Source organism: Flavobacterium davisii (assembly GCF_019565505.1).
Taxonomy (GTDB): domain Bacteria; phylum Bacteroidota; class Bacteroidia; order Flavobacteriales; family Flavobacteriaceae; genus Flavobacterium; species Flavobacterium davisii.
Genome location: NZ_CP067378.1, coordinates 424,327 through 437,020, shown reverse-complemented (window position 1 = coordinate 437,020; position 12,694 = coordinate 424,327). Strand labels below are relative to the sequence as shown.

Here is a 12,694-nt window from a genome sequence, read left to right as displayed (position 1 = left end):
ATATGAAATGGGAAGGAAGACGTCAAAGCGATAATGTTGAAGATAGAAGAGGTGTGTCTACCAGAGGTAAAATGGTGGCAACAGGAGGCGTTCTAGGTGTTATTATTTTGTTGTTAAATCTTTTTGGAGGTGAAACAGGTAAAATGATTACCCCAGTTTTAGAACAAATGAATCAATCTACTACTCATCATGCCCCTTTAGTAGAAGGTTCACTTACACCAGAAGAAAAAGAAATGGGGAAATTTGTAGCCACTATTTTTGCTGATACAGAAGATATTTTTGGTAAATTATCAAAAGAAAATAATATTAATTATAGAAATCCCAAAATGGTTTTGTTCACAAATGCTGTTGAAACTGCCTGTGGTAGTGCTTCTGCAGCTTCAGGTCCTTTTATTGTCCCGGAGATGAAAAAGTTTATATGGATTTAGATTTTTTTGAAGAATTAAGAACTCGTTTTGGAGCTAAAGGAGGGGATTTTGCCATAGCTTATGTTATTGCTCATGAAGTAGGACATCATTTGCAAACGGTTATAGGGACATCTAATAAAGTGCGACAATTGCAACAAAGTATGACACAGGAAGAAGGAAATCGTTTATCCGTAGCTTTAGAATTACAAGCTGACTTTTATGCCGGTGTTTGGGCTAAACATAATCAAAAATATTTAGATCCAGACGATATTGAAGAAGCTTTAAGTGCTGCACAAGCAGTAGGAGATGATGCTATTCAAAAAAAAATGCAAGGTTATGTTGAGCCTGAATCATTTACGCATGGTACTTCTGAACAGCGGAAAGAATGGTTTTTAAAAGGTTATCAAACAGGAAATTTATTAGAAGGAGATACTTTTAAAAGGATTCAATAATGTTTTTTTTAACCATATAAATTATTCAAAAAAAATGTTTTACGTGTTAACTAAATAGGATCTGCTGAAAAATTCAAAACCTTATGAGATTTAGTACTTCTTAAGTTGATTGAATGATTTTTTTGGAATTATATTTTTAAACTTAATTTTTAGGAGCTTTATAAGAATTAATATCGCTCAAAAATTACCAAATTCGAAGGTTTTGAATTCATTTGCGCAAGTTATTTTTTAGTAGTCTTAAAATGAATATATTTAAAATAGAAATGAATAAGTTCAAGATCTTATTGTTTCTTGAATTTACCTTAGATTTCGTATTAAACTTTGTTATAAAACAAAAATTCCGAATAGATTCAAGCATTTATGAAAAATTATAGAAGAAATAAATGAACTACTTTTCATGATTAAGATTTGAATAGATGCTTGGATTGGAGGAGAAATAAAAGAGTATAAATTTGGCTTTGCCAATTCATTTCGAGTTTAACCCAGATTCCGCATTAGACTTGGTTGTAAAACAAAAAATTTCAATAAATTCAAGTGCTCACGGAAAATTTTAGAAGAAGAAATAGTGAACTATTTTGATGATTAAAATTTGAGTACATGCTTGAATTTGAAGAAAAATAAAGTGGAATAGATTTACTTCGTCTATTCGCTACGCTCGGGTCTAATGCGTAATCTGGGTTTAATGCGGTATTTTAGCTAAAATATAAATTTGATAAAAATGTTAAAGCCTGATCATAAGATCAGGCTTTAAAGTAAAAAAACTATTATGAGAAAATATGATTTTATTTTTATTTATTATGGTTGAGCAAATGAAGCTCTAGCTCCACCAGCAGCAAAGATAGCTAATGATCTTTCTTTTTGTCCTTGAGAGAACATATACATACCTCTGTCATCAGTGTAATCCATATAATTCATATACATTTCTAGTGGTGTACCAGTACAAGTTGATCTATGTCCAACAGCAGGTACTCCATAGTTTGAAGAATCATGAAGAGGAGTGTCTGCTACAAAATCATTTCCACAGTTTGCATCACCCCATATATGACGTAAATTCATCCAGTGGCCTACCTCATGAGTAGCTGTTCTTCCTAAATTGAATGGAGCAGTAGCTGTACCCGTTGTTCCTGTATATTTATAGTGTAATACAACACCGTCAGTTGCAGCAGCACCGCCAGGAATTGAGCGTACCCTAGTAAACTAGAACCTAAATTACAAACCCAAATATTTAGTTTTGTTGTTGGAGAAGTAGGGCTTATTCCACCTTGAGTTGATTTTTTCATAGAATCGTCAGTCCCCCAACTTCTTTTTTTGGTGCTTTTACGAATTACTTGATCTAAGACAAAACGAACATTGAAATTACCACTTCTTACAGAAGAATAAGGGTTGTTAGCCGTGTTATAGTCTGCATTTGTAGCTGCATAATCTGCATTTAAAACATCGATCTGAGACTGTAATTGAGCTAATGAAATATTTTCTGTTGTGCCATTGTATAAAACATTGAAAATAACAGGAATTTCGATAACACCGTTTACCAAACGATTATTTTTGATAACTTCAGATGTTTGTTGTTCGATAGCAGCCATTCTTGAAGCTAATCCCCGGGTCTTCTTGCATTTGTCTTTCTAAAACTTCATGAGATGCACATCCTCTATGAGCTGTAGTATCTACTTGGTCTGTTGAAGAATTATCCTCTTTTTGACAAGAAAACATCATGAATGCTATTGATGCTGACAATAAAACTTTTTTCATAATTAATTGGTTTTGGGTTGATAATTTTTGTTTTATTCTGGTGCAATGATATAAAATATATTTTAATTTTAAAAATATATTTATCATTAAAATTGATTTTTTTAGGTTTATATCTATTTTATTTTGTTTTAATATGTATATAATGTATTTATTGTTTGTTTTTGTTGTTTATTTATTAAAAATATAATGTTAATTTTTATTCTTGTTTTTTGCTTTTTTGTTTGTAATGTATAAAAAAATCAATATGTTAAATAATTTTAAAATGTATAATTCTGTTTGTAAGTCTAAAAAAAATGAATATAATCAGGTATTAAATGTTTATTGAAAAGGAGTGATTTTTTATTATAAAGATTAGAGGTTGTATATGAAATGGGGAAAACTTTTTGTTTGAAACAAAAAAAAGAAGATTTTTGTTTTTTTACATGACATAGTAGGGCTGTGAAGTGAAAAATAGATAAAATAACGTGAGTTGGACTTAAGAAAACTTTTAACTTGCTAATAAACAGTTCTTTCATATTTCTTTGAGGAACTTTGTGTAATAGCTATACGATGAAAAACACAAAGAAAACGCTAACGGAAGCACAAAGTTTTTGTGTAATGTGTTAAAAATCAATGTTTTTATGTCGAACTTATGTTAAAATATGAAATAGAAAGATCATTTCTAGTTAATTAACCTATGAATAAATAAAGTAAATTGCATAAGGCTAATAATCTGATTTTTCTGTTATATAAGAGATATAATGTGTGTTAAGTAGTTGATTTTTAGATTGTAATATCTGTAAGGGGAGTTTTTGTTCATTTTCATCACAAAGTCTAGTACATGATTTAGGTTTATCTTATAAGGGGGGGTAGATTTAAAAACATTTTTATATAAATAAATATTTTGTCTGTAAAGTTTTATCCAAAATCTGCTATTAGACTTGAAGTGAATTGGTGAAGCTAAATGTATACTACTTTTTTTAAAATTAAAGCACGTATGTCTTTTTAATCGTCAAAATAATTCGTTATTTCTTCTTTTAAAATTTTCCATGCGCATTTGATTTATTAAAAAATCTTGTTTTATAACGAAGTTTAATTAAGAATTTGGATTTAAATAGGTGTGTTATTCAGATTTTAAAATTATTTTAAAGTAATAATATTATGATGTAATAGATTTTGTTATAAGTGGAATGCTTGAGTTAATTCATAGAGAGCTATAGATAAAGCTTGTACAACATTCATACTACTGTTATGACCAAACATGGGGATGTGAGTTTGAATAGTTGAAAGTGTTAATATTTCAGGAGAAATACCTTGTATTTCATTGCCAATTATTAAGGTTATGGGAAGGTTTGAAGAAATTTTGATTTTGTTTAAAGGAATGCTAGATTGGGTTATTTCTAATGCAATACAAGTAGAAGGGGTTGTATTGAGGTAGTTTATAAGAGATTCCTGTTCTTTAATGATTTCAAAAGAAATTTTTTTGTGAGTACTTCTAGATGTTTTGTTTATTTTACGTTCAGAAAAAATAAAGTTAGATCCAGAAAAAATGATTTTAGAAACCCCCATGGCATCACAAATTCGGAAAATACTTCCTATGTTTTCTTGAAAGTAAACACCATCGCAGACTACAGTTATAGGGAATTTTTTAGTTTCGAAAGGAGAGTTGTAATGAGTAAGTTGTTCCAAATTATTAATGATTAAAAACGTAATTTAAGATATTGGCTCCCATTTTTAAAGCTTTTTCACGTACTTCTTTAGGGTTGTTATGTACCTCATAATCTTCCCATCCATCGCCTAGGTCACATTCGTATGTGTACAATAGTGTTAGACGATTATTTAGAAATATACCAAAAGCCTGTGGTCTTTTACCCTCATGTTCGTGTATCTTGGGTAATCCAGAAGGAAAAGAATAGGGTTTTTGAAAAATAATATGGGAAGAAGGAATTTCAACTAAAGATTGGTTAGGGAAAAGTTTTTTAATTTCATTTCGAACATACTGATCCATACCATAATTATCGTCTATATGTAAAAAACCTCCTGCATTTAAATAATTTCTTAAATTTTCAGCTTCTTGTGGGTTAAAAATAACATTTCCATGTCCGGTCATGTGTATAAAAGGATAGGAAAAAATATCGTTGCTACCGGAGTAACTGTTGAAGGTTTACTTTTTATGCGTGTATTGATTGTTTGGTTGCTGAATTTTATTAAATTAGGGAGCGAGGTGGGGTTAGCATACCAGTCGCCACCACCGCTATATTTTAATAAAGCTATTTCTTGAGAAAAAACAGATAAGTTGAAAAAGCTAAAAAAAATAAGATATATTCTGATCATTTTTAAAAACATATAAACTTTATTTATTTAAATAAAATAGAGGTATTGCAGGAATAAAATTATATTTTTTTATATTACGATTAAGGAATTACTATTCTAAAATTGTAAAAAAATAAAAAAGGTCTTTATTCGTTACTAAAAACGACACTATGGCAAGCAACCACAGCAGCAGTTTCTGTTCTTAATCTTGTGTTTCCTAAAGTAACGGGAATAAATCCTTTGCTGATAGCTAATTTTATTTCATTTTCTGAAAAATCACCTTCAGGACCAATTAAAATAGTGTATTTAGAGTTGGCTATAATTTCATTTTTTAAGCTTTTCTTATGGCTATCTTCACAATGAGCAATAAACATTTGTCCTTCAAAATTTTGATTAAGAAAATCTTTAAAAGGAATAGCTTCGTTTAATTTAGGTAAATGAAATTGATTAGATTGTTTCATGGCGGACTGGATGATTTTATCTAAACGGTCTATTTTTATAATAGTTCTTTCAGAATGCTCACAAATAATAGGCGTTATTTCTTGTATGCCTATTTCTGTTGCTTTTTCTAAAAACCACTCATAACGTTCATTCATTTTAGTTGGTGCGACTGCTAAATGTAAACGAAAATGATTTTGTTTAAATTCTTTATGATTTTTTATTTTTACTATACATTTTTTTTCTGAGGCTAAAACAATTTCTGTTTCAAATAAAAAACCAGTACCATTGGTAACAAATAAAAGATCATTTTCTTTTTTGCGTAATACTTTAACTATATGCTTACTTTCCTCTTTGTCAAAAGAAAAATCACTAGAAGTAATCGTTATATCTGGATTGTAGAATAATTGCATTATCGCTTTTTTTGTTGTTATTTTTTGTTTTCAATCAAGTGTAGTCTTTTAAAACTCTATTCTAGCTTTAGAAGTGACAGTGTTATTACTAAAATGATTTTCTAAAAATTTGTAGTAGCCAACTATACCTATCATACCTGCATTGTCAGTCGTGTATTCAAATTTAGGGATGAAGGTTGTCCAGTGATATTTTTTTTCAGCTTCCTTTAAAGTTTTACGAATACCGCTGTTGGCAGATACACCGCCTCCTATAGCAATTTGTGTAATGCCTGTTTGTATAGAGGCTTCTTTTATTTTATCCATCAGAATTGTAATGATAATATTTTGTATAGAAGCACAGATATCATTTAGATTTTCATTAATAAAATGGGGGTTTTCTTTTACATTTTTTTGAATAAAATATAAGATTTGTGTTTTAAGTCCACTAAAACTAAAATGAAGTCCATCAACCTTAGGTTTCGTGAAAATAAAACGTTTAGGATTTCCTAGTTGAGCGTATTGATCTATAAGAGGGCCACCGTGGTAAGGTAGACCTAATATTTTAGCAGATTTATCAAAGGCTTCTCCTACGGCATCATCAGTAGTTTCTCCAATGATTTCCATATCAAAAAAACTTTTAACTTTTACAATCTGAGTATGACCTCCTGATATGGTGAGCGCTAAAAAGGAAAATCAGGTTTAGAATATCCATCTTCATTTATAAAATGAGCTAATATATGAGCGTGCATGTGATTAACTGCTATTAAAGGTATGTTTAAAGCCATGGCCATACTTTTTGCAAAAGAACCACCAACCAATAAAGATCCCATTAATCCGGGCCTTGTGTAAAGGCTATAGCAGATAACTGCTCTTTCGATATTCCTGCTTTTTTAAGTGCTACATCTACTACAGGAACAATGTTTTGCTGATGTGCTCTAGAGGCTAATTCGGGTACTACGCCTCCATATTCTTCATGAATATTCTGACGTGCAACAACATTTGATAACATTTTATCGTTGTGTAATACGGCACAGGCCGTATCATCACAAGAGCTTTCAATTGCTAGTATATAAATATCTTCTATTTTCATTTTAAAGCATAGAATTTGTTTGTAAAGTTGTATAAAATCAAGGAATAGATTATTTTTACAACCCGTGCCAAAGTTACTAAATTTTAACTCAAAAAAATATTTCCTTTGGAAGAGCAAGAAGGTGAAGTAAAAAAAAACAAAAAAAGACTGTGGGTAACGATTTTAAAGTGCAAGATGTATTTTTTTCTTGGCTTAGTATTATTGTTACTCACATTGGTCATAGCACTGTCTATGCCTTCTGTTCAAACTCGATTAGGCCAATATGCAACAGCCTTTTTAAATGAAGAATTTGGTACAGATATTACAGTTCAAGAAGCAAATTTTACAGTTTTTGGGGGAGTTAAACTAAAAAAAGTTTTCATTAAAGACTATAAAAAAGATACACTTTTTCATATAAATGTATTAAAAACCAATATTTTAGATTTGAAAAAATTGATAGATGGTGATTTGCATTTTGGAGAGGTCAGAATGGATGGGCTTACATTTAAAATTAGAAATTATAAAGGTGAACGTGATACAAATTTGGATAAATTTATAGAACTTTTTGATGATGGAACTCCTTCTACTTCCAAGAAAAAATTTCTAATGACCATTAAAAATATTCACTTAATTAATAGCGCATTTTATTATTGGGACGATAACATGAGAGACCCTTTAGTTTTTAGTGCCAAAAATTAAATGCAGAAACGCATAAATTTAAAATTTTAGGACCTGACGTTACAACTCAGATTGATGAAATGTCATTTGTAGATAACAGAGGTATAGAAATAGAAGAATCCTCGTCTAATTTTACCTATACAAAAAAAAAATATTCATCTAGCAGAACTAAAGCTAAAAACATCAGAATCTAATTTAATAGGAGATGTTGAATTACGTTATGATCGCAAAGATTTTGCAGACTTTAATAATAAAGTCCTATTTGATGTGAAAATCCAAGAAGGAATAATTTCATCTAATGATTTAAATAAATTTTACGGAGAGTTCGGTAAAAATTTAAAATACAAAGTAAAAGGTAAATTATTAGGGACTTTAAACAACTTTTTTACTAAAAGATTGGTTTTATTAGATGATTTTGGATCACAGATAAGAGGTGATTTTCGATTTAAAAATCTCTTTTCAAAGAAAAAAACGCCTATTATGTAAAAGGATATTTCACCAAAATAACATCGACGTATGATCATTTAACTAAAATATTACCCAATATTTTAGGGAAAAAATTGCCAACCAATTTTAAAAAATTAGGTACTTTTTCATTAAATGGACAAGCAGAAATAAATTTTAAAAACCTAAAAGCAAATGTTTCATTAGTTTCTGCACTAGGAATTGCTAAAACAAATTTAGTCATGACCAATATTAATAATATTGATAATGCTACCTATGTAGGTAACGTTAAACTGACAGAGTTTGATTTAGGTAAATTTTTAAATCGAAAAGATTTAGGAATTGTAAATTTAGATACAGCAGTAGACGGTAAAGGATTTACAGAAAAATATTTAAATACAAAAATAAAAGGAACTGTTCAGAGCATTTATTATAATAAATACAATTACAAAAATATAGTTGTAGATGGCGAGATGAATAAATCTGTTTTTGAAGGCTCGATAAAAGCCAATGATCCTAATTTAGTTATGGATTTTGACGGTTTTTTAGACCTGACTAGAAAAGAAAATAAGTACGAATTTCATGCAAAAGTAGAGTATGCCAATCTTAAAAAAATAAATCTTTATACCTCCGATGCAGTTTCTGTCTTTAGAGGAGATGTAAGAATGAATTTACAAGGAAATTCAATAGATAACATTTATGGAAATGTTTATATAAATAAAACATCTTATGAAAATCCAAAAGAAACCTATTTTTTTGATGATTTTATAGTTCAATCTACTTTTGAAAAAGATGGATTCAGAACCATTACAATTAATTCACCCGATATAGTTGAAGGAAAAGTAGAGGGACGATTTAAATTTAAAGAATTACCCGACTTAGTAGAAAATTCATTAGGAAGTCTTTATGCTAATTATTCACCCAATAAGGTAAGTAAGGGACAATTTATGAAATTTGATTTTAATGTTTACAGTAAATTAATAGAAATATTTTATCCTGAAATTTCATTAGGTGAAAACACTTTTATGAAAGGTGAAATAAATTCAAACGAAGGCTTGTTTAAACTAAATTTTAAATCACCCAAAATAAAAGCATACGATAATGAATTTGATAATATTAGTGTAGACATAGATAATAAAAATCCTCTATACAACGCTTATGTTGAAATGGATAGTATTAAAACAAAACACTATAAAGTTTCAAAAATGAGTTTAATAAATATAACCTCAAATGATACTTTATTTGTTAGAACAGAGTTTAAAGGAGGCGATAAAGCAGAAGACTTTTATAATTTAAATTTATACCATACTATTGATCAAAATAATAAAAGTGTAGTAGGAATTAAAAAATCAGAAATTAATTTTAAAAATTATTTATGGTTTCTGAATGAAAAAGAAGAAGATAATAATAAAATTGTATTTAATAAAAAACTAACCGATTTCTCAATAGAAAAAATCGCTCTTTCACATAAAAACCAAGCAATGGAATTAATGGGAGTGCTAAGAGATTCCACCTATAAAGATCTTCGATTATCATTTAAAGATGTAGAGTTAGATAAAATTACACCTGCAATAGATAGTCTACGATTGAAAGGGAAAGTTAATGGGAATATAGACTTTAAACAAGAAAAAAGTATCTATGAACCTGCTTCGGAACTGACAATTGATGATTTTAGAATTAATAATTTGCCGTTAGGAAAATTTGATATAGCTGTTACAGGAGATGATAGTTTTAGAAATTTTAAAATTAATTCAGTCTTAAATAACAAAGGAAATGATATTCTAAAAACAGAAGGAAGTTTGTACTTTCAAGGTAAAAAAACTTTGATGGATCTAGATGTCAGACTCAAAGATTTTGATCTCTCCTTTTTACACCTATGGGAGCAGATATAATTACAGACATAAGAGGACTGGCCTCTGGATCGGCTAAATTTGAAGGAGATATTTATAATCCAGAAATAAATGGACGACTTTATTTAAATCAGTCAGGTATTAAAGTACCTTACTTAAATACAGATTATAATTTTGGCAATAACTCGATAGTAGAAGTAACAGAAAATCAATTTTCATTTCGAGATATAAAAGTAACAGATACTAAATTTAAAACAACAGGTACCATGGATGGTTGGGTAAAACACAACAAATTAAGTGATTGGTATCTGAATTTTAATATTAATTCTGATCGTATTGTTGTACTTGATACCAAAGATCATGAAGACGCATTGTATTACGGAACAGCTTATATGGATGGAAAAGCAAGTATTAAAGGGCCAACAAATGCCTTAGTAATAAATGTTAATGCTTCTTCTGCAGAAGGATCTTCCTTGAAAATACCAATTAATGATGATCAAGCTAGCTCTGAAAAAAATATATTAAATTTATAAATTCAAAAAACATATCGGATAACGTAAAAAGTAAAGAAAAAGATTATAGTGGTTTAGAATTAAAATTTGAATTAGATATCACTCCTGTTGCAGAAATAGAAGTCATCATTAATAAAAATAATGGACATGGACTAAAAGGACGTGGTCGGGGTTCCTTGCTAATGGAGATAAATACATTAGGTAAATTTAATATGTGGGGAGATTTTCAAGTGTACGATGGGGTATATAATTTTAAATATGGAGGATTCATAGATAAAAAAATAAAAGTTAAAAACGGAGGATATATTTCTTGGGATGGAGATCCATTAAATGCGACTCTAAATATGGAAGCTATTTATAAAACAGAAGCCAACCCATCTATTTTGCTAGATAATCCTAGTTTTAATAAAAAAATACCAACAGAAGTAGTTATAAAACTAACAGATAAATTAACCAACCCGAAACCTGATATTTTTATTAATTTTCCAACAGTAAACTCTGTTCTACGTTCAGAAATAGATTACAAACTTAACGATTTCGATACACGCCAAAAACAAGCATTATCTTTAATCTCATCCGGAAGTTTCTTATCAGATAAAGGAGTCGTAGAAAATGTAATTAGCGGTAATATCTTGGAACGAGCAAATAGCTTGTTTGATGAATTATTTGCAAATGATGAACGTTTTAAATTGGGGCTGAATTATGTACAAAACGATCGATTAAATCAAGAAACAACCACAGGAGGACGAGTAGGATTTACCGTTTCAACCCAAATAAGCGATAAAATTACTATTAACGGTAAATTTGGAGTGCCCGTTGGCGGAATAAACGAATCGGTTGTAGTAGGAGATGTAGAAGTTCAATTACGTCTAAATGAAGATGGCTCACTAAAAGCACGCGTATTTAATCGTGAAAATGATATAACCTATTTAGGTCAAGGAGGAATAGGTTATACACAAGGATTAGGGTTAAGTTACGAGGTAGATTTTAATACATTTAAAGAATTAATGTATAAAGTTTTTAATTCTAAAAAAATTAAAGATCAAAGAAAATCAGATCAGCAAAAAGATCAAATACCAGATTCTGACTTATTACCAGAAATCATTCAGTTTACAGAAAAAAGGAATAAGAAATCTTCAGAAAAAAGAAAAGAAGATGAAGATAGAATTCCTGAATTAAATTAGTTGTTTATTTCTACAAAAAATAGTACCTTAGATCTCCGTTGAGGATTTGTCAATCTTTTTTACCTTTTTGATTGTAAAAAAATCGCTCAAAAAATAATATTTATCATTTTTAAGTAAAGAGAACGTTTGTAACTTTACTTATTAAGAAAACCCTTTTTTAATGTCAAATACTAACATAAAGAAAATAGGAGTCTTGACCTCTGGTGGAGATTCCCCAGGGAATGAACGCGGCAATTCGATCCGTTGTTAGAACATGTGCCTTTTATAATGTAGAATGCGTAGGTATTTATAGAGGTTATCAAGGACTGATAGAAGGCGATTTTAAAGAAATGGGACCTCGTTCTGTAAATCATATAATCGATAAAGGAGGAACCATACTTAAATCAGCCCGTTCAAAAGATTTTAGAACTTTTGAAGGAAGAAAATTAGCTTTTCAAAAAATAATAGAAGCTCAAATAGACGCATTAGTCGTAATAGGGGGAGATGGAACCTTTACGGGAGCCGAAATATTCAATAAAGAATTTAATTTCCCAGTTATGGGAATTCCGGTACCATAGATAATGATATTTATGGAACAAGTCATACATTAGGCTATGATACTGCCTTAAATACAGTAGTAGAAGCTATTGATAAAATAAGAGATACAGCAAGCTCTCATAATAGACTCTTTTTGTAGAAGTAATGGGACGAGATGCAGGACATATTGCACTAAATGCTGGTATTGGAGCAGGTGCAGAAGAAATCCTTATTCCTGAGGAAGATTTAGGATTAGAAAGATTATTAGAATCCTTAAAAAGAAGTAAAACTTCTGGTAAATCCTCTAGTATAGTAGTCGTGTCAGAAGGCGATAAAATAGGTAAAAATGTATTTGAATTAAAAGAATATGTAGAAGAAAATCTACCTGAATACGATGTTCGAGTTTCCGTATTAGGTCACATGCAAAGAGGAGGTTCTCCTTCGTGTTTTGATAGGGTATTAGCTGCTCGTTTAGGTGTAAAAGCAGTAGAGTCCCTTTTAGAAGGAAAATCCAATTATATGGTAGGATTATTAGAAGATAAAGTAGCCTTAACCCCTTTAGAACAAGCTATAAAAGGACATTCTAGAATTGATCAAGAACTACTTAAAGTTTCCGATATTATGTCTATCTAATAAAAAACTAGAAATTAAAAAATAAAACAATACAAAAATCGTGAAAATAGATATGAGTAATCTGTTGCGTTGCTAAAT

At 29.6% G+C, this 12,694-nt stretch carries 7 protein-coding genes and 5 pseudogenes; 7 read left to right on the top strand and 5 right to left on the bottom strand.

The window, feature by feature from the left end; genetic code table 11:
* Positions 1 to 2 precede the first annotated feature (2 nt).
* Positions 3 to 859: pseudogene (ypfJ, locus tag JJC05_RS02200) on the top strand (KPN_02809 family neutral zinc metallopeptidase).
* Positions 860 to 1,654: 795 nt separating this feature from the next.
* Here the strand turns inward: ypfJ and JJC05_RS02195 are convergent.
* The 5 genes and pseudogenes from JJC05_RS02195 to tsaD all read right to left on the bottom strand — a co-directional run bounded on the left by JJC05_RS02195 (position 1,655) and on the right by tsaD (position 6,820).
* Positions 1,655 to 2,608, bottom strand: a pseudogene (locus JJC05_RS02195) (zinc metalloprotease).
* A 1,158-nt stretch (positions 2,609 to 3,766) separates the two neighbouring features.
* A complete protein-coding gene (locus JJC05_RS02190) occupies positions 3,767 to 4,276 on the bottom strand; it encodes a TrmH family RNA methyltransferase (protein WP_088393100.1) in 510 nt (169 codons plus the stop codon).
* A 4-nt stretch (positions 4,277 to 4,280) separates the two neighbouring features.
* A pseudogene (locus JJC05_RS02185) lies at positions 4,281 to 4,921 on the bottom strand (DUF4159 domain-containing protein).
* Positions 4,922 to 5,046: 125 nt separating this feature from the next.
* Positions 5,047 to 5,751 (bottom strand): 16S rRNA (uracil(1498)-N(3))-methyltransferase, encoded by a 705-nt coding sequence (locus JJC05_RS02180; protein ID WP_105196801.1) that lies wholly within the window; start codon positions 5,749 to 5,751, stop codon positions 5,047 to 5,049.
* Positions 5,752 to 5,799: 48 nt separating this feature from the next.
* Positions 5,800 to 6,820: pseudogene (gene tsaD / locus JJC05_RS02175) on the bottom strand (tRNA (adenosine(37)-N6)-threonylcarbamoyltransferase complex transferase subunit TsaD).
* Positions 6,821 to 7,033: 213 nt separating this feature from the next.
* Here tsaD and JJC05_RS16435 point away from each other — a divergent pair.
* The 6 genes and pseudogenes from JJC05_RS16435 to pfkA all read left to right on the top strand — a co-directional run bounded on the left by JJC05_RS16435 (position 7,034) and on the right by pfkA (position 12,616).
* Entirely contained in the window at positions 7,034 to 7,498 is a 465-nt protein-coding gene (locus JJC05_RS16435; protein WP_258929417.1) for a hypothetical protein, read from the top strand.
* A gap of 246 nt (positions 7,499 to 7,744) precedes the next feature.
* A complete protein-coding gene (locus JJC05_RS16430) occupies positions 7,745 to 7,963 on the top strand; it encodes a hypothetical protein (protein WP_258929416.1) in 219 nt (72 codons plus the stop codon).
* A gap of 74 nt (positions 7,964 to 8,037) precedes the next feature.
* Positions 8,038 to 9,813 (top strand): hypothetical protein, encoded by a 1,776-nt coding sequence (locus JJC05_RS16425; protein ID WP_258929415.1) that lies wholly within the window; start codon positions 8,038 to 8,040, stop codon positions 9,811 to 9,813.
* A complete protein-coding gene (locus JJC05_RS16420) occupies positions 9,798 to 10,304 on the top strand; it encodes a translocation/assembly module TamB domain-containing protein (protein WP_258929414.1) in 507 nt (168 codons plus the stop codon). Before JJC05_RS16425 ends, JJC05_RS16420 begins: the two co-directional genes overlap by 16 nt.
* Positions 10,292 to 11,467: a translocation/assembly module TamB domain-containing protein gene (locus tag JJC05_RS16415; protein WP_309597502.1), complete on the top strand. Its 1,176-nt coding sequence runs from the start codon at positions 10,292 to 10,294 to the stop codon at positions 11,465 to 11,467. Before JJC05_RS16420 ends, JJC05_RS16415 begins: the two co-directional genes overlap by 13 nt.
* Before the next feature lie 160 nt (positions 11,468 to 11,627).
* Positions 11,628 to 12,616 (top strand): annotated as a pseudogene (gene pfkA / locus JJC05_RS02165) (6-phosphofructokinase).
* Positions 12,617 to 12,694 lie beyond the last annotated feature (78 nt).

Bases quoted from the DNA above. Each gene is read 5' to 3' on its own strand.
- JJC05_RS02180 (WP_105196801.1), bottom strand. From the start codon at position 5,751: ATGCAATTATTCTACAATCCAGATATAACGATTACTTCTAGTGATTTT.
- JJC05_RS16420 (WP_258929414.1), top strand. From the start codon at position 9,798: ATGGGAGCAGATATAATTACAGACATAAGAGGACTGGCCTCTGGATCG.